The sequence below is a fragment of the Sphingobium sp. YR768 genome (assembly GCF_900111125.1).
GTDB lineage: Bacteria > Pseudomonadota > Alphaproteobacteria > Sphingomonadales > Sphingomonadaceae > Sphingobium.
Genome location: NZ_FOGE01000002.1, coordinates 186,172 through 205,160 on the forward strand (window position 1 = coordinate 186,172; position 18,989 = coordinate 205,160).

An 18,989-nucleotide genomic window follows, 5' to 3' on the forward strand; every position below is an offset into this window, starting at 1 on the left:
ATGGGTGATCGCAAGCTGAACCGAAGGCCTACCGCTGTTCGTCTTGCTGACCCTATACGCCCGCTTCGGGGTACGGACGCGCCAGCCGGGCCCGCGTGCTGCGTCGGTCGAAACGCCCTCCGAAAAGCCGGTCCCATGCCCGCGCCCCCTCCTATGAGCATCGAAGGTATCCCACGATATCGGTGGGCGCCAAGCGTAGTCCGCCCTATCCGCATGCGTCGGGGGGGGCGGCGCTGGCTTTGGCGGGATCGCCGTCCATCGCAAATGCCCTGGCCAGGGCCTGGGTCCGGTTACTCGCCCCCAGGCGCCGGAACAGCGCGGCGAGATGGGCTTTGACCGTCGCTTGGGAAACGCCCATCTCGTTGGCGATCTGCTTGTTCATGAGGCCGCTTTTCAGATGGGACAGGACCCTGCGCTGGGCGGGCGTCAGCGACGCCAGCACCTGCACGCTGTGCGAGGGATGGCGCAGGTTGATGCCGCGCGGGCTCCACACCTCGCCATCCAGGATCGCGGTCAGCGCGTCGGCCATTTCCTGCAGCGATGCCGATTTCGAGATGAAGCCCTGTGCGCCCATCGCCAGCGCGTCGCTGATGGCGCTGGCGTCTTCGGTGGCGGATACGATCACGATGGGCACTTGCGGATATTCGACGCGCAACAGCATGAGGCCGGCAAATCCCTCGCTGTCCGGCAGCTTGAGATCGAGCAACAGCAGCTCGACCGTCACGTCGCTGCTCAGCGCTGCCCGCACGCCCGCGATCGAATCCGTCTCTTCCACCCGCGTTTCGGGCAAGATCCGGTGCAGCGCCGTCTTGAGCGCTTCGCGGAAGAGAGGGTGGTCGTCGGCAAGCAGGATCCGCCTGCGCATGGCCAAGCCTGCCAATGCCATGGTCGCGTCACAAGGGACGGGCTCGCTCATCGCTCGTCCTCAGGGGCCAGTCGCGTGCGATAGGTCAACATGACCAAAACCACGCCGGCCGTCAGCGATATTGGCAACAGCGCATTCAGCACGGCGGCGGGCGACCAGCCAGCCTGCCGCAAACCTCCCGCCATCAGCGGCCCGACGATCGATCCCAGGCGTCCCACCGCGACGGCGGCACCCGCCGCGCCCCCGCGTCCCCGCTGTGGATAGAGTGTGGGGGCCAGTCCATAGAGCGCATATTGGGCGCCCAGTACGAGGAAGCCGGCAAGCGCGGAAACGGTCACGATCGACACGATCGAACTGGCCGTACCCAATGCCAGCAACACCCCCGCCAACAGGGCATAGGTCACGAAGAGCGACCATCTATATCCGAACCGGTCGATGACCAATCCAATGAAGAGGGCGCCGACCACCCCCACCAGATTGAACGCCAGGGATGCCGTCGCGCCGCCGGTGACGGGAAACCCCTTGGCCACCACCAGCGTCGGCAACCAGTTGAGCATCAGATAGAGTATCAGAAGCGTCAGGAAATTGGCGAGCCACAGCAATAATGTCGGCAGCGCACGCCCGTCGGCAAAAAGCGTGCGGGACAGGGAAATGGGGCGCGTGTCGTCGCGTGCGGGCCGGGTTTCGGGAAGCACGAACAGGATGAGCGGCGCGATCAGCAGCGGCAGGACGCCGCCGGCCATAAAATATGTCCGCCATGGCAGATCATCGTCCGCCAGGCTTGCGAACAGCGCGACGATCGCTCCCCCGGCGGGCATGCCGCAGAACATCGCGCTCGTCGTCAGTCCCCGCCGATGGGGCGGGCTGATCTCCGCCGCGATGGCGATCAGGTTGGGCAGCGCGCTGCCAAAGCCAAGCCCGGACACCAGCCGGGCGAGAAGCAGGGTATCATAATCATAGGTCATCCCGGTCGCGATCGATGCCGTCCCGAATATCAGCACCGACGCGAACAAGACGGGCCTGCGCCCCATCCGGTCGGCCAGCCATCCGCCCGCAAATGCGCCGATGACCAGCCCCGTCATGGCCAGGCTCGCGGCCCAGCCCTGGCCCGCGGCATCGAGTTTCAGTTCGGCGATGAGCCGCGGAGCGACGACGCCGAAGGCCTGGATGTCGAAACCCTCGATCGCCGCGATCAGAAAACAGATGCCGATGACCGTCGCCCGTTTGCGTCCATGCGGGGAGGCGCCGCCGCCTCCACCGGCCTGACGGATGCCGGGCGCCATCGCCTGCCGATCCACCGCGCCGTTCATCGCGTGGCGCACACGAAGCTGGCAGCCGTCTCGACATCCCCCTCGCCCCGATAGCGCGGAAATGCCGGATATTCGCAAAGCGGACGAGTCCGCCCTTCGGAGCCTTTGGCGGTATCGGTGACGATCTGGGCCTCGGGCGCCTTTCCGCGTTCGACCCAGGCGTCCAGCGCCCCAAGCGAATCCCAGCCGACCTGGAACGGCCCGTCGCCATGGCCGAAACCGGGCGCCAGATAGAAGCGCACGAACTGCTTCAGATCCGGCCCGAACCGTTCGACCAGGCGATCATAATAAGCGACGCTGTTGCCGGGCGGCACCGCCATGTCGACGGTGCCATGCATCAGCAGCAGCTTGCCGCCGCGCTGCCGGAATGCGGAAATGTCCGGGTCGGCGGTGTCGATCGCGGCGGACAGCGCCTTCAGGCGATCCGCATGCAGGGCCGGATCGAAAGTCAGGCTGTCATAGGCGGGATCACCGGTGGCCAGATGCCGGACCATCTGGTCTCCCATGAAGAACGGGAAGGAATCACCCGGTTTCGGTGGGCGCGGGTGATCGGGCCGGTCTCCGAAGGTGATGAAAAACCCCTGGGAACGGGCCCCCGTCAGGACCGGCCAGCCGGAAAAATGGTCGCCGCTCGCAAGGGCGACCTTCAGGGCCATGGGTGCCGTGAAGCTGCGGATCAGCGCGACCTGGACATCGGACAGGCAATCGCCGCCGCTGTCGAGACCCTGCGGGCAGCGCAGGGTCTCGGGCTTGAGTTGCGCGGTGCAGGCCGTGACATTGGCGATGACTCCGTCCTTGAGGCCGTCCAGCCCGTCGCATAGCGAATAGGCCCGCTCGGCGATCGCCTGGGTCTTGGCCGGCGAAATCCAGGCGCCCGGCCGGTTGTAGATCGCTTGGCCTAGCAGGACGCCGTCGGTCTGCAACGCGGTGAAATTATAGACCGGATGGATGGCGACGGCGCCGTCATAATCGGCCGGCCAGCGTTGAACGACGGTGAACGCCTCATGCCCGCCCTGCGAGCTGCCATGGAAATATACCCTGCGCGGCGCCGTTCCATAGGCGCGCGCGATCAGGAACAGGGCCGCGTCATGGGTCTTCTTCAACTGGTCGCCGGCGAAGTTCGCCAGCGCTTCGGCATTGGCCGCAAAGGCCGCGGGGTCTTCGCCGGGCGCTTGCTGATGGCCGGAATCGCTGGCGAAAACGGCATATCCCGATTGCACCGGGTCCGGAACGCCGGGTGCCGCGTATTTCGTCTGGGCGGTTTCGGCGATGCGTCCGTTATAGCCGGCACCGCCCAGCTGAACGGCCTTCTCATTCCATTCCACCGGAAGGTTCAGGCGGAACAAGATGGGCGGTGCGCCCGGGCTGCGGGCATGGATCATACCCAGGACGATACACTGGCGGCTCGATCCGGCGCCCTGCGCCATGCTGGCCGACAGGATGGTGGCGCCGCGGGTGGGCAGCGCAATTTTGTCCGCGGGAACCACGATTTTCGCCAGCGCGGCGCAAGCCGGATCTGCTAGCGGCGGGCGGGCCTGGGCGAGCGCCTGCCCCGGGAAGAGGGCAAACATGGCGCCGGCGAGAAGGATCAGCCTTGGCATCGATTACTCCATCGCGGGAATGTCATATTTCAGGAAATATCATCGCGAAGCGCCCAGTCCGGCGCCCCGCGATGGTGTAGCGCATGCTATTGGAAGTTGAAGCCGAAACGGATGCCGAAGAAGCGCGGCGTCGTCACGCCGACCGTGCTGGCGTTCAGATTGCCCGCCAGGCTGGCGGCGTTGAAGCTGGGCGCCTGCGTCGCCTGCAATGCATCCTCGATATTCTCGACAAAGGCCTGCACATAATATTTGTCGCCCGGCGCCGCATAGGTCACGCTGATGTCGCTGCGCGTATATCCCTTTTGCTTGAATCGCTGCGCCTGGGCCAGATCGCTGAGCAGGTAGGAACTGCTATATTTCGAAAAAGCGCGCAGTCGAAGCTCGGCCCCGTTCGACAATTCGAACGCGTGGTTGACCCCGATCGACCCGACGAAGGACGGGCTGGAATCGAGTCTCTCCCCGCGCCAGTCGATCTGACGGAACAGGCCGACCCGCAATGACCTATATTGGGAATCGAGAAGGGCCGCCCGCGCGGTGATGCTGGTGCGCGGCGCGACCGTGTAGGTGAGTTCGTTTTCCCATCCCTTCACCTCGGTCGATGCCGCCCGGGTATAGATCACCCCGACCACGCCGCCGGATGTCAGGGGGAAGAGCACCAGACTGCTGATCTGGTTGAGCGAATAATCATAATAGAAGATCGAGGAATCGAAGCGCAGATTGTCGAACAGGCGCCCCTTATATCCCAGTTCATAGGCGCGCAGCGATTCCGGTTCATAGGTGCCGACCTGGCCCGTGGCCGGATCGAAATCGTTGAACCCGCCCGGCTTATAGCCTGTCGATACCGACCCATAGACAAGGTTCGACGGGTCCAGTTGGGCATTGAAACCCAGCCGGTAGGTGAATTTGCTGGCCGATTGAAAACCATTATTGGGTCCGCCCACGCAATCGTTCGGCGCCACGCAGGTCTGGCCGTCCACATTCCGGTTGCCGACGGAAAAAGTGCCCGTGCGCCGGACCTCGTCCTTCGAATAGCGCACGCCCGCGACCAGGCCCAGAATGTCGTTCAGGTGGAATGTGACCTGACCGAACAGGCCGGCGGATTTAAGGACGGTGCGGTTGATCGCATTGAGGGTACTGATGCTCCCGGCAACCGTGGGATCGTTCAGCGGGGCGGCGAATGAATGATAATTTTCCCGCAGCGGCTCGCGCATATAATTGGCGCCCACCACATAGTCGATCCGGCCCGGATCGGCATTGGATATGCGCAGTTCGTGGCTGTCCGTCCGGTCGCGCACACGCCAGGGCGACCACACATAGCTGGGCGCCGGAGCGTTGCCCGTCGGATCGTTGGTCGATGTATCGACCTCGTTCAGATTGAAGATCTGCCGCGATCCGAGATAGGTGATCTGGGCGCTCCCCAGCGCGGCCTGCAATTCCCAGTTGGCGGTGAAGAAATTGTCATCGACCGAGGAGCGGAACGGATTGCCGGACAGTGTGCGTTGCGCCCGCCCGTCCTGGCTCGAAAAGGTGCCGAGCGGCACCCCGCCCACCCGGTTTCCGCCGATATGGCCCGCCGTCACCGTGATGCGCGCGGTGATGTCGTCGGATAGCTCGCCGCGCAGCGACGCGCGGACGGTCCGGTCGCTCTGGCCGCCGCGTGCGGGCGATCCGTCCACCGGATAGAGATAGCCGTTCCGATCGTTGATATTGCCGGCGACACGAAAGGCGAAACGATCCCCCAGCGGCAGGTTGACCGCGAATTCGGCGCGCCTGGTGTCGTAATTGCCGATCTCGACTCGTCCGCTGGCCGACAGAACCGGCCCGGGCGCCTTGGTGATGACGTTGACCGCGCCGCCGGTGGTGCTGCTGCCATACAGCGTGCCCTGGGGGCCGCGCAAAACCTCGACCCGCTCGATATCGAAAAACGCAACGCCGCGTGCCTGCGGCCGATTGATCGGCACGCCGTCGACCGTATAGGCGATGCCTTGGCTGCCCTTCACCGACGTATCGGTGGTGGTCACGCCGCGAATGTTCAAATTGAGACCGAAACCGGTCCGAGTAACGGCCAGGCCCGTCGTGATATTCTGCAGGTCCGCGACGCTTGCGATCCCTTGCTCACGAAGCGAATCGCCATTGATTACGTTCATCGCGATCGGCACGCGCGCCGCCGATTCCGATCGCTTTTGGGCGGTAACGACAATTTCGCTGTCCTCCTGGAAGGCGAGAGTCGCGTCCGCCGTTCCGATGCCCGACGTGTTCGCATCGGCCGATGGCGTAACCCCCATACGGTCCTGGGGCTGGACCCGATCCTGGGCCTGAGCTGTGCCGCCAAAAGCCGAAGCTACCAAAAATCCGCCCGACGCCACACCACGCAGCCAATATGCTCGACCGACGCGTCTGTTCAGTTTGCGACTTCTAAACATGCCCCATCCTCTCTCATGATATATTCCATCTCTTGATCACGAATGTTCGTGGAATCGTGGAAATATATTGATAATAAATACAATATATATATTACATTATAACAAGTTATTGGAAATTACTTGAATGAATTTCTTCATTATTTCCAGACATCATTGCTTTTCTACAATGAGTTTGCTGTTCGCTTTATATCAAGCCAATCCACCCGTGGGCAATGTAGCAATATGGCTAGTATATGGCCGTCGATCGCATGATGTGTGGTCGTTATGATCGGGACACCGGGGAGAAAAGGATGCAAGTCTATCGCACCAGGGCCAGCCGTCCGCCGTCGCGCGCTCGTTCGCGGACCAGCACACCGCAGAGCACCGCATGACCGGCGCGTATATCCTTGCCATCCTGCTGCTCTATATGGCCGGGCTGTTCCTGGTCGCGTGGCGCGCGGATCGCACTGCTGCGTCGCAGGAAGGCCGCGGGCGGCGCAAGCTCATCTACAGCCTCTCGCTCGCGGTTCTGTGCACATCATGGACCTATTTCGGCGCGGTCGGCACCGCGACGCGGGACGGATGGGCCTATCTGCCGAACTATCTTGGCCCCATCCTCGCGCTGGTGCTGTTCTTCCCGATCTGGCAGCGCATCGCGATAGCCGCGAAGCGTGAGAATGTCGGCTCGATCGCGGACTTTCTCTCCTCCCGCTATGGCCGCAGCCGGCCGCTGGGCATAGTGGTGGCCTTGGTCGCGATCCTGGGCGCATTGCCCTATATCGCGTTGCAGCTGTCGTCGCTGTCGCGGGCGTGGGCGGTCGTCGCTGCCCCCGCGGCGCCGCCCGCGCTGGCCTTGCCCATCATCGTTGCCGTGCTGGCCGGTTTCGCGATCCTGTTCGGGGCGCGCCGGGCCAATCTGACCGCACACAGCCGGGGGCTGGTGCGCGTCGTCGCGATCGAGTCCGTCGTCAAGATCGTAGCGCTCGCCGCGGTCGCGGTCCTAGCGGTCGCCGTGCTCCTTGGCCGTGAGGGATGGCGACCTAGCGTCGCGACGGTCGGCGATCTGGCCGACGCTCCGGCGCTTGGCCTGTCGTTCATGACGGCAACACTGCTGTGCATGGTAACGGCGATCACGCTGCCCCGCCAGTTTCACCTGAGCTTCGTGGAACTGGAAGATGTGGACGACCTTAAAGCCGCACGCTGGCAGTTCCCGCTTTACATGTTTCTGGCCGCGATCACCGTACCGCCGATCGTCGCGGCGGGACGCCTGTTGTTGAACGGCGATCCCGACATGTACGTCCTGGGCCTGCCGATGCAGGTGGCGGGCCCGGTGCTGACCGGATTCGTGCTCGTCGGCGGATTTTCGGCTGGTGCATCGATGGTGATGGTCGAAACCGTGGCCGTTTCCGCCATGATCTCCAACGAACTCGTGCTCCCCCTCCTGGCGCGTCTGCGCCGCTCGGCGCGCCCTTCGGTCACTATCGGCCGCGCGATCGTCAACATCCGTCGCGCCTCGATCATGCTCGTCCTCCTGCTCGGCTGGGCCTATTATCGGACGATCGATCATGGCGACAGCCTCGCCAATCTCGGCTTCACCTCGCTCGCGGCATCCGCGCAGCTCTTGCCCGCGCTGGTCGGCGCGGTCATCTGGCGGCGGGGACATTCCCTGGGTGCTGTGGCCGGCATCGTCGGTGGCATCGGCATGTGGGCATGCGTGGTCGCCATGCCGCAACTGGCGCCGGAATGGCCGCTGGCCGCGCCGGGCCGCGGCATCCCGTTCGAGGTGGGCGTGCTGGCCAGCCTCGTCCTGAACATATGCCTCTATATCGGCGTCTCGTTCGGCGCCGCGCCGCGCCTGGTGGACCTCATCCAGGCGCACGCCTTTGTCGGCCGACCGGCACCGGCAAGCGGTTCGGGCATAGGGTCGATGCGCGGCACGATCGGCGATTTGCGCACGCTGGTCGAACAGTTTCTCGGCCGGCAGGACGCGCACCGCGCTTTCGAGGATTTCGGGCAAGGCCGGTCGCGGCCGATCCGCGACAGCGACCCCGTCGACGCCCTTTCGGCGCGCGCGGCCGAGCGCATGCTGGCGGGAGCGATCGGTGCCTCATCGGCACGGAGCGTCATCCAATGGGTTCTGGCCGATCCGGGCCGGGAGCCCGCCGACATCGGCCGCATCCTGGACGAGGCCGCCCATGCCGTCCAGTTCAGCCGCGAATTGCTGCAGGTGACGCTCGACAGCCTGGCCCAGGCGGTCGTGGTGGTCGATGCCGACCTGCGGCTGGTCGCGTGGAACGACGCCTATCTGCGGCTGCTGGGAATCCGGGCGGACATCATCCATGTGGGCCAGTCGCTGGAGGATCTGATCCGCCACACCAGCCATGACGATCCGGGGGATCTGGCAGCCTTTCTGGAAAGCCGGTTCGGCCCGATCCGGCGCCGCGAGCCCCAGGATTTCGAACACGACTGGAATCCGGGCCTGACGCTTCGCGTCGTGGGCCAGCCGCTGGCGAGCGGCGAATATGTGACCAGCTTCACCGACGTCACCGAATTGCGCGCGTCGGCCCGGGCGCTGCGCCACGTCAACGAGGAACTGGAGAACCGGGTCCGGGACCGGACCCGCGAACTGACCGCGGCGAACACCGCGCTGGCCGCCGCCAATATGGTGGCGGAGAAGGCCACCCGCTCGCAAGCCCGCTTCGTGGCTGCGGCGAGCCACGACCTGCTGCAACCGCTGAACGCGGCCCGCCTCTTTGTCGGCGCCGCCGCAGAGGCGACGGAGCCCCGCTCGAACGAACGCGCACTGCTCCGCAAGGCCGACCTGTCGATCGAGGCGGCCGACAGCCTGTTGCGCGCTTTGCTCAATCTCTCGCGCCTCGAACTGGACGGCGTGACGCCGACCTTTTCCCCGGTCGCGGTCGGCCCGTTGCTGCAGGCGCTGCACCACGAGTTCGCCCCCCTCGCCCTCGGAAAAGGCATCAGGCTCCGCATGGTCCCAGCCACGCCGTCGGTCCTGTCCGATCCCGATCTGCTTCGGTCCGTGCTGCAAAATCTGATCGGCAATGCTGTGCGCTATACCCTCACCGGGTCGGTCGCCGTTATATGCCGGCGGGAGGGCGACAAAGTCCGGATCGAAGTGCGCGACAGCGGCCCTGGTATTGCCGCGGCGGACTTGCCGCTGATCTTCAAGGAATTCCAGCGCCTGCCATCCGGGGCTGGCACGGCGCCCGGCACGGGTCTTGGCCTTGCCATCGCCGAACGGATCTGCGGCGCCCTGGGTCATGCCCTCGCGGTCCGTTCGAAACCCGGACAGGGCAGCGTCTTCAGCGTCACCGTTCGCCGGGCGGATAGCCTTGCCGTCGCGCCCGTCTCCCACCCGTTGGCCGGCGGGCTGAAGGTCATGAAATTGCTGTGCGTGGAGGACGATCCGGCGATTCAGGAGGGGCTTTTGACCCTACTTTTGCGCTGGGGCATGCAGGTCGAGATGGCTGGATCGGTCAGCGATGCGTTGCAACGGGCCGGCCCTTGGGACGTCGTACTGGCGGATTTCCACCTCGGCGACGACGGTGACGGCCTTCAACTCATCAAGCGGCTGGGCGGGCGGGCGCGAATCCCGGCACTGATTACGGCAAGCCGTGAACCGTCGGTGCTGGCGACTGCGGCAAAAAGGGGCGTGACCATATTGCCCAAGCCTCTGGCGCCTGCATCGTTGCGCTCGTTCCTGCACCATGCCGGTGCGAGGCTCGACGATGACGAGCTCGATGCCCAGTAGCCCGCCCTGCAGTTAGCAGCGCGCATGGCGGGCGGAGGCAAGCGCGTGGCTCGCAGGCTAATTGGCCGTTTCCTGGATCGTCAGCAGTGAGGAACGCAGAATCCAGCAGAAATGGCAGTTTTCTCGTGAATTTGAAGTAACCGAGTTTGCAAGGCTTTGGGGAGATCGGGCAAAAAGCTGGACATCTCGAAAATCCGGTAGCGTCTGATGGCGTGAGGTGATTCATGTGTGGACGCCCCCTTTGGCAAGGGCTTTTTGTCGGGATGGATTTGATCGATTGCTTTCATGTGTCCGGCCTGTTTATGCGGCATCGCATTTACCGCTGGCCCTGATGGAAATCCGCCGATGAGGTCCCTGATCAACGTGACGCGCTTTTGAGGCGCAGTGAATCAGACGGGTTGGTCTCACCATTGGCTCGATCGTTACTCATCATCGACTGCCACTGCCAATTCGGTTGCTGAGAGACCGTTTGAAAAATGCGCGAAAGAGCGCATTTTTGTAGCCGCGCCGGCCCTCCCCCCCACCCGACCGCCCACATATGGTACCCTGTTGGGCGGTCGGGTGGGGGTGAGGGCCGGTGCGGATGCGCCAAAGGCGCATTCCCAAACGGACTCTTAGACTTCTATCAGGCGGCCAGTTGCTGATACGGCCTGTAAGGCTTCCTTTCGGGTCAGCACGGCCCATGCGATCCGGGCAAGCTTGTTGGCGAGCGCGACGGAGACGAGGCGGAAGGGCTTCTTTTCCGACAGCTTTCTGATCCAGTCCGCCATGGGTGTTGGCTTATCTTTGACGTGCCGCATGACGGCAGTCGCACCGACAACGAGCAGTCGGCGCAAGTATCGGTCGCCCTGCTTCGATGACCCTATCCCGGAAAATGCCTCCAGCGGGAATGAGAGGAATCTGGCAAAATCGAAGCTGAGTTTCGCTACGTCTCGTGGGCGTATCGAACGCAACTTTGTGCGCAAATGGCCATATTTCCGGCCACTCCCGCCGCATCGGCAAAATCATACGCAAATACTATGCGCGCGCCCGATCGCACGTCTCGCATTCAAACGACCTGTCGCCCTAGTTGAACGACCGCAGACGAATCTCGCCGCACGCCGCGACGGACGTTTTGCGGGAGCATCATCATGCAGGATCTTATCTGGATCGGCATCATCCTTGGCCTTCTGGCGGCGAGCCTTGCTTATGCCCGCCTGTGCGATCACGCCTGAAGGAGCCATGCCGATGACCCTCGACCTCTGGCTGGCGGGCGTCACCGCGCTCGGCCTTCTCCTTTATCTCGTCGCCGTGCTCGCACGGCCCGAACGCTTCTGAACGGGAGGCGTCCATGACCCTGCAAGGATGGCTGCTGATCGCGGCCTTCACCACCATCACGCTGGCGCTCGCCCGGCCGGTCGGCCTGTGGCTTTTCGCTCTGTATGAAGGGCGTCGCACATTCCTTCACCCCCTGCTCGGCCCGGTTGAGCGGGGCTTCTATCGATTTTCCGGCATCGATCCCACGGAAGACCAGGGATGGCGGCGCTACGCCGTCCATATGCTGATATTCAACGCAGCACTTCTGCTCCTGACCTACGCACTTCTGCGTATGCAGGCGCTGCTGCCGCTCAATCCGCTGGGCTATGGCCCGGTTGGCGAGCATCTGGCCTTCAACACCGCAATCAGTTTCACCAGCAACACCAATTGGCAAAGCTATGCCGGGGAATCGACCCTGTCGAACCTTAGCCAGATGCTGGCGCTGACGATCCATAATTTCCTGTCGGCTGCGACCGGCATCGCGCTTGCCTTCGCGCTGTTTCGCGGTTTCGCGCGGCGCAATGCAACGGGGATCGGCAATTTTTGGGCAGATATCACGCGGGTGACGCTCTATCTGCTGCTGCCGCTCTGCATCGTGCTTGCCCTCTTCTACATCGCCAGCGGCGTGCCGCAAACGCTCGCCGGGTCGGTCGACGTCACCACATTGGAGGGCATCAGGCAGACGCTGGCGCTGGGTCCCGTCGCCAGCCAGGAAGCGATCAAGATGCTGGGCACCAACGGCGGTGGCTTCTTCAACGCCAACAGCGCTCATCCGTTCGAGAACCCGACAGCGCTGACCAATTTCGTGCAGATGCTATCGATCTTCGCGATCGGCACTGGCCTCACCTACACCTTCGGCAAGGCGGTCGGCAACGTTCGTCAGGGCCGGGCGATCCTTGCCGCCATGATGATCCTGTTCCTCGCAGGCACAACCGTCACCTATTGGCAGGAGGCAGCGGGCAATCCGGTGCTGCATCATCTGGGCGTGGCCGGCGGCAATATGGAGGGTAAGGAGGCCCGCTTCGGCATTGCCGCCTCATCCCTTTTCTCGGTCGTCACCACGGCGGCCAGTTGCGGCGCCGTCAACGCCATGCACGACAGCTTCACCGCATTGGGCGGCATGATCCCGCTGATCAACATCCAGTTGGGCGAAGTCGTGGTCGGTGGCGTCGGTGCGGGTATCTATGGCTTCCTGCTGTTCGCCATCCTCGCCGTCTTCGTCGCCGGCCTGATGGTCGGGCGCACGCCGGAATATGTCGGCAAGAAGATTGAGAGCCGGGAAGTGAAGCTGGCTGTGCTGGCCATAGCCGTCTTGCCGTTGATCATCCTGGGTTTCACCACCATCGCGGCCATACTACCCGCCGGTCTGGCAGGCCCCCTCAACAAGGGACCGCATGGCTTCAGCGAAATTCTCTACGCTTTCACATCCGCCGTGGGGAATAATGGCTCCGCCTTTGCCGGACTGACCGCCAACACGCCCTTCTACAATGGGATGCTGGGCGTCGCGATGTGGATCGGCCGCTTCTTCATCATCATCCCGATGCTGGCGATTGCGGGCGGACTGGCCGCCAAGCGCCATACACCCGAAGGCGCCGGCAGCTTCCCTACCACCGGGCCGCTGTGGACCGGGCTGCTGGTCGGCATCGTCCTCGTCGTCGGCGGCCTTACCTTCCTGCCCAGCCTCGCCCTCGGCCCCATCGCCGATCATCTTGCGATGATCCATGGCCAGCTTTTCTAAGGACATATAGATATGGCTCGGTCCGAACAAAAATCACTCTTCACGGCTGACCTGATCGTTCCGGCGATCAGGGACGCCTTCCGCAAGCTTCATCCCCGCGAGTTGATCCGCAACCCGGTGATGTTCACCACCGCCATTGTCGCGGTGCTGCTGACCCTGCTCCTCGCCATCGGGCAGGATGGGCTGTCGGTCTGGTTCAAGCTGCAACTCGTCATCTGGCTCTGGCTCACCGTCCTGTTCGGCACCTTTGCCGAAGCGCTGGCCGAAGGGCGCGGCAAGGCGCAGGCCGCCTCCCTGCGCGCAGCCAAGGCGGAACTCACCGCCAAACGGCTGAAGAACGGCGGCGACACTCATGAAAGCGTGCCCGCCAGCGCGCTCAAACTGGGCGATATAGTGCTGGTCGAAACCGGCGATCTCATCCCGTCCGACGGCGAAGTCATATCCGGCGTCGCCTCCGTCAACGAAGCCGCCATCACCGGAGAATCCGCGCCGGTCATCCGCGAGGCTGGTGGTGACCGTTCGGCGGTAACGGCGGGCACGCGCGTCATTTCCGACCAGATCAAGGTGCGCGTCACGATCAACCCCGGTCAGGGGTTTCTCGACCGCATGATCGCGCTGGTCGAGGGAGCCGAGCGCCAGAAGACACCCAATGAAATCGCGCTGACCCTGCTGCTCGTCGGCTTGACCATCATCTTCCTGATTGCGGTCGGCACCATACCCGGTTTCGCCAGCTATGCCGGGGGATCGGTGCCGGTCGCTATCCTCGCCGCGCTGCTTATCACCCTGATCCCGACGACGATCGCCGCCTTGCTGTCGGCAATCGGCATCGCCGGCATGGATCGGCTGGTGCGCTTCAACGTCCTCGCCAAGTCGGGCCGCGCGGTCGAGGCGGCGGGCGACATCGACACGCTGCTGCTCGACAAGACCGGCACCATCACGGTGGGCGACCGGCAGGCGACGGAATTCCGTCCGGTGGGCGGCGCCAATCGGCACGATCTGGCACAGGCCGCCCTGCTTGCCAGCCTTGCCGACGAAACGCCGGAGGGGCGCTCCATCGTCCTGCTTGCGCGCGACAGCTTCGGTCAAACCACGGCCAGCCTGCCTGACGATGCCGAAGTCATTCCCTTTACCGCCCAGACCCGCATTTCGGGCGTCCGTATCGCCGGTTCCGTCATCCAGAAGGGCGCCGTGGATTCGATCCTCCGCGCCAATCCGAGCCTAAACGAAACAGCCGCCGCCACCGAATTGCGCCGCATCACTGACGAGATTGCCCGCGCCGGCGGCACGCCGCTAGCCGTGGCACAGGATGGACGGCTGCTGGGGGCGATCTTCCTCAAGGATATCGTCAAGGCCGGCATTCGCGAACGTTTCGGCGAACTGCGCGCCATGGGCATCCGCACCGTGATGATCACCGGCGACAATCCGCTGACCGCCGCCAGCATCGCGGCGGAGGCCGGGGTCGATGATTTCCTGGCACAGGCCACCCCGGAGGACAAGCTCGCCCTGATCCGCAAGGAGCAGCAGGGCGGACGCCTGGTCGCCATGTGCGGCGACGGCACCAACGATGCGCCCGCCCTCGCCCAGGCCGATGTCGGCGTCGCCATGAACACCGGCACGCAGGCCGCGCGCGAGGCCGGCAACATGGTCGACCTTGACAGCGATCCCACCAAGCTGATCGAGATAGTGGGACTGGGCAAGCAATTGCTGATGACCCGCGGCGCCCTCACCACCTTCTCGGTCGCCAATGACGTCGCCAAATATTTCGCCATCATCCCGGCGATGTTCATTGCCCTTTATCCGGGGCTGGGCGTGCTCAACATCATGGGCCTCGCCACGCCGCAAAGCGCCATCCTGTCGGCCATCATCTTCAACGCGCTGATCATTCCCTGCCTCGTGCCCCTGGCATTGAAGGGTGTGACCTATCGCCCGATCGGCGCGGGGCCGCTGCTGGCGCGCAATCTCGCAGTCTACGGGCTGGGCGGGCTTATCGCGCCCTTTATCGGGATCAAGCTGATCGATCTCGCCGTCAATGGACTCGGCCTCGCCTGAGGGAAGGACTATCATGTTTAACGATCTCACATCCGCCCTGCGCCCCGCGCTGGTCATGACCCTGCTCTTCGCGCTGCTGCTGGGCATCGCCTATCCTCTGGTGCTGACCGGCGTCGGCCAGACCGTCTTCCCTAGTCAGGCCAATGGCAGTCTGGTGCGCGACAAGGGCGTCGTCATAGGCTCCACCATCGTCGGTCAGGCCTTCACGTCGGACCGCTATTTCCACAGTCGCCCTTCGGCGGCGGGCAAGGGCTATGACGGCCTTGCTTCCTCCGGCTCCAACCTCGGCCCAACGTCTGAGGCGCTGGTCGACCGGGTGAAGGGCGATCTTCAAACCTATCAGGCTGCTGCACCCGGTCGTTTAGTTCCGTCCGATCTGGTGACTGCCTCTGCCTCGGGACTGGACCCTGATATCAGCCCCGAGGCAGCTTTTTATCAAGCCGACCGCATCGCTCGGACCCGCAACCTCCCCGTCGCGACAGTGCGCGCGCTGGTGGAGCAGAACGTGGATCGGCCAATGCTGGGTATATTGGGCGAACCGCGCGTCAACCTGTTCGAACTGAATCGACGGCTCGACGCGATTGGCGCTAAGCAAGTCCGGTGAACGATCAGCGCCGCCCGGATCCCGAATCCTTTCTGCGTGTCGCCGCGCAGGAAGGCCGCGGCCGCCTCAAGATATTTCTTGGGGCGGCGCCGGGCGTCGGCAAGACCTATGAGATGCTGACCGACGGGCGACAGCGCCGCGACGCCGGGATCGACGTCGTGATCGGCGTGGTCGAAACCCACGGCCGGCGCGAAACGGAAGCACTGGTCCAGCATCATGAACTCATCCCGCGCCTGACCGTCGATCATAAAGGCCATCGACTGGGCGAAATGGATGTCGATGCAATCCTCGCCCGTCGCCCGCAACTGGCTCTGGTCGACGAACTGGCACATAGCAATGCGCCGGGCAGCCGCCACCCCAAACGCTATCAGGATGTGGAGGAACTGCTGGACGCCGGCATCGACGTCTATTCCACCCTGAATATCCAGCATGTGGAGAGCCTGAACGACGTCGTCGCCTCCTTCACCCGCGTGCGGGTCCGCGAAACCGTGCCGGATTCGATCCTGGAACAGGCCGAAATCGAAGTGGTGGACATTCCGCCCGATGAACTGATCGAGCGGCTGAAGGACGGCAAGGTCTATATCCCGCAGGAGGCGAGCCGCGCACTCGGCCACTTTTTCTCCAAATCCAACCTGACGGCGCTGCGCGAACTGGCCCTGCGGCGCGCGGCGCAGGCGGTCGACGCACAGATGCTGGAGCATGTCCGCGCCCATGCGCTGGCGGGCAGCTTTGCCGCAGGCGAACGGATCGTCGTCGCCGTCAGCGAACTGCCCCATGCCGCCGGTCTGGTGCGTGCAGGCAAACGACTGGCCGATGCACTCAAGGCGCCCTGGACTACGGTGCATATCGAAACCCAGCGCGACCGCTATTTTGCCGATGCCGACCGGCACCAGCTCGCCGACACGCTGGCGCTAGCATCGCGACTGGGTGCATCCACCGCCAGCATCCCGGCCGCCAATGTGGTGGAGGGGCTACATCGTTTCGCGCTGGATGCCCGCGCGACCCAGATCGTCATTGGCAAGTCGGCGCGCTCCTGGTGGTTCGAACGGCGTCACGGGTCAGTTGTCGACCAACTGGTGCGCACGATTGGCGACGTCGCCATCCATGTCCTCCCCGGCGGCGACACCCCGCCGGTGAAACGCGCGCCTGTCTATCGCCCGGTCCGCTGGGGGCAGGCGATCGAATTTGGCTGGTCGCTGCTGATGGTTGCAGCAATGACGACGATCGGTCGTCTGTTGCTGGAACTGATCGATCTGGGCAATATCGCTCTGCTCTATCTCGTGCCTGTCATGTTCGCCGCCGCTTCCTTCGGACTACGGGCCGGGCTGTTCACCGGCATAGCCTCCAGCCTCGCCTATAATTTCTTCTTCCTGCCGCCCACCAGCACGCTGACGGTCAACAATCCCGAAAATATCGTCAGCATATTGGTGCTGCTGGGGGTAGCCATCGTCACCAGCCAGTTTGCCGCGCGCGTAAGGGCGCAGGCCGAACTGGCGGGGTCCAGCGCACGCCAGAATGCCGCCCTTGCCAGTTTCTCGCGCCAGTTGACGGCCTCTGTCACGCAAGATGAATTGATGCAGGCCATTTGTGCCGAAGTCGCGCGCCTGCTCGATGTCCGCACCGTGCTGCTACTCCCCTCTCCCGACGGCCCGATACTGGCCGCCGCCTTCCCACCGGAAGACCGGCTGGACGAAATCGAGCGTGCTGCTGCCCAATGGGCGATGGACAATGAACAACCGGCCGGCCGGGGATCGTCCACCCTGACCGCCTCCGACTGGCTGTTCCATCCGCTTGGCACCTCGCGCGGCGTGCTCGGCGCGCTCGGCATGGCGCGGGAGGATGCAGGCGAACCGCTCCGGTCCGATCGGCTGCCGCTGCTCATGAGCCTGCTCGACCAGGCGTCGATCGCCTTTGATCGGATGGCATTGGAGGAAGAAAATCTGATCGCGCGCCAGATCGGGGAGCGCGATCGCCTCCGTGCCGCCCTCCTATCCTCGGTCGGCCATGATCTGCGCACCCCGCTGACCACTATCCTCTCCGCCGCGCAGGAAATGAAGCTTCATCCGTCGCAGGCGCTGGCCGACACGGTGGAAACGGAAGCGCGCCGACTGAACCGTTTCGTCGCCAATCTGCTCGACATGGTGCGAGTGGAGGCGGGCGCCCTGCCGATGAAGCCGGAGGCGACCGACCTGTTCGACGCCGTCGCCAGTGCCGTGCAGGATAGCCGCGCGGCGCTGGCCGGGCATGATGTGACCGTCGATATCCCGCCCGACATTCCCCTTGTCCGGGTCGATCCGGTGCTGCTGCATCATTGCCTGATCAACCTGCTCGACAATGCCGGACGCTATGCCGATCCCGACACCCCGGTCCTGATCGCCGGGCGACGGACACCTGACGCCCTGCTCCTGTCAGTGATCGATCAGGGGCCGGGCATTCCACCGGGACAGGAAAAGCGGGTCTTCGAAACCTTCACCCGGCTGGAAGGGTCTGATCGGGTCCGCCATGGCACCGGACTTGGCCTTGCCATCGTCAAGGGTTTCGCCGAAGCCATGGGCCTGTCAGTAGAAGCCGGCAATCAGGTTTCACCGCAAGGCGCCCGCTTCACCATTCATATTCCGGGACGGTTGATCGTCACCATGCCAGTTGACAGGGATGATCCATGACTTTGCGCCACAAGATCCTGATCGTCGATGACGAACCGCATATCCGCCGACTGATCCAGGCCGCACTGACCCGCGCCGGCTATGAAGGGATGGAGGCGGACAATGGCCGCAGCGCGCTCGATCTGCTGCGGCGTGATCGACCCGATATATTGCTGCTCGATCTTGGTCTGCCAGACCGGGACGGGCTGGAACTGGTGCCACTGATCAAGCAGCAGTCGGATACCACCCTGATCGTCGTGTCGGCGCGCGACGCCACCGATGAAAAGGTGGCCGCGCTCGATCTGGGCGCCGACGATTATCTGACCAAGCCCTTTGATACCGACGAACTGCTGGCCCGCGTACGGGTCGCGCTGCGCAACCGTCTGACGCGGGACGGCGCGGCATCGGCGCTCACCGTTGGCGACGTCAGCATCGATCTGCTCGCCCACAAAGTCACAAGGGCGGGAGCCGAGGTCCACCTGACGCCCAAGGAATTCACCGCGCTGGCCCAACTCGCCCGCTTCCCCGGCCGTGTCATTACCCACAGCCAGATCATGGCGCAGGTCTGGCCTAACGAGGTCGACCATCATGTCGAATATCTGCGCGTACTGGTGCGCGGCCTGCGGCAAAAGCTGGAGGATGATCCGCAACAACCGCGCATCATCACCAACGAACCGGGCATCGGCTATCGGCTGCGCCCTGCCGAATAG

The 18,989-nt window shown here is 64.0% G+C and carries 12 protein-coding genes and 1 pseudogene; 7 read left to right on the plus strand and 6 right to left on the minus strand.

The features are described 5' to 3' along the window. Nucleotides 1-205: 205 nt before the first annotated feature. The 4 genes from BMX92_RS03315 to BMX92_RS03330 form a co-directional block, all read right to left on the minus strand. The gene (locus BMX92_RS03315) at nt 206-916 is read right to left on the minus strand and encodes a response regulator transcription factor (protein WP_218145730.1); all 711 of its coding nucleotides are present in this window, start codon (nt 914-916) and stop codon (nt 206-208) included. Next, entirely contained in the window at nt 913-2,175 is a 1,263-nt protein-coding gene (locus tag BMX92_RS03320) for an MFS transporter (protein WP_093011817.1), read from the minus strand. The genes BMX92_RS03315 and BMX92_RS03320 overlap by 4 nt, the downstream gene beginning before the upstream one ends. Beyond that, the gene (locus BMX92_RS03325; RefSeq protein WP_218145731.1) at nt 2,172-3,776 is read right to left on the minus strand and encodes a tannase/feruloyl esterase family alpha/beta hydrolase; all 1,605 of its coding nucleotides are present in this window, start codon (nt 3,774-3,776) and stop codon (nt 2,172-2,174) included. Before BMX92_RS03325 ends, BMX92_RS03320 begins: the two co-directional genes overlap by 4 nt. An 86-nt stretch (nt 3,777-3,862) precedes the next feature. Continuing rightward, nucleotides 3,863-6,061, minus strand: a complete 2,199-nt coding sequence (locus tag BMX92_RS03330; protein ID WP_177184921.1) for a TonB-dependent receptor — start codon at nt 6,059-6,061, stop codon at nt 3,863-3,865. Between the two features lie 505 nt (nt 6,062-6,566). Between BMX92_RS03330 and BMX92_RS03335 the strand changes: the two genes are divergently transcribed. Beyond that, a complete protein-coding gene (locus BMX92_RS03335) occupies nt 6,567-9,950 on the plus strand; it encodes a hybrid sensor histidine kinase/response regulator (protein WP_218145732.1) in 3,384 nt (1,127 codons plus the stop codon). An 80-nt stretch (nt 9,951-10,030) separates the two neighbouring features. On the opposite strand, the gene BMX92_RS26820 is transcribed toward BMX92_RS03335, so the two are convergent. Further along, the gene (locus BMX92_RS26820) at nt 10,031-10,312 is read right to left on the minus strand and encodes a hypothetical protein (protein ID WP_143066716.1); all 282 of its coding nucleotides are present in this window, start codon (nt 10,310-10,312) and stop codon (nt 10,031-10,033) included. Between the two features lie 252 nt (nt 10,313-10,564). Continuing rightward, nucleotides 10,565-10,816, minus strand: a pseudogene (locus BMX92_RS03340) (hypothetical protein); the annotation flags it as partial. A 361-nt stretch (nt 10,817-11,177) separates the two neighbouring features. Between BMX92_RS03340 and kdpF the strand changes: the two are divergent. Genes kdpF through BMX92_RS03370 form a run of 6 tightly spaced genes read left to right on the plus strand, consistent with a single transcriptional unit; the run spans nt 11,178 to nt 18,989 of the window. After that, complete coding sequence (gene kdpF, locus BMX92_RS03345; RefSeq protein ID WP_093012579.1) at nt 11,178-11,267, plus strand: K(+)-transporting ATPase subunit F; 90 nt, start codon at nt 11,178-11,180, stop codon at nt 11,265-11,267. A gap of 13 nt (nt 11,268-11,280) precedes the next feature. Continuing rightward, nucleotides 11,281-12,984, plus strand: coding sequence for a potassium-transporting ATPase subunit KdpA (gene kdpA / locus BMX92_RS03350; RefSeq protein WP_093011823.1), 1,704 nt, complete (start codon nt 11,281-11,283; stop codon nt 12,982-12,984). A gap of 12 nt (nt 12,985-12,996) precedes the next feature. Then, a complete protein-coding gene (gene kdpB, locus BMX92_RS03355) occupies nt 12,997-15,033 on the plus strand; it encodes a potassium-transporting ATPase subunit KdpB (RefSeq protein WP_093011826.1) in 2,037 nt (678 codons plus the stop codon). Nucleotides 15,034-15,046: 13 nt separating this feature from the next. Continuing rightward, complete coding sequence (gene kdpC, locus BMX92_RS03360) at nt 15,047-15,637, plus strand: potassium-transporting ATPase subunit KdpC (protein ID WP_093011829.1); 591 nt, start codon at nt 15,047-15,049, stop codon at nt 15,635-15,637. Then, nucleotides 15,634-18,300 carry a sensor histidine kinase gene (locus BMX92_RS03365; RefSeq protein ID WP_093011832.1) on the plus strand — a complete coding sequence of 889 codons (2,667 nt, stop codon included), beginning with the start codon at nt 15,634-15,636 and terminating at the stop codon, nt 18,298-18,300. The genes kdpC and BMX92_RS03365 overlap by 4 nt, the downstream gene beginning before the upstream one ends. Then, nucleotides 18,297-18,989 carry a response regulator gene (locus BMX92_RS03370; RefSeq protein ID WP_093011834.1) on the plus strand — a complete coding sequence of 231 codons (693 nt, stop codon included), beginning with the start codon at nt 18,297-18,299 and terminating at the stop codon, nt 18,987-18,989. Before BMX92_RS03365 ends, BMX92_RS03370 begins: the two co-directional genes overlap by 4 nt.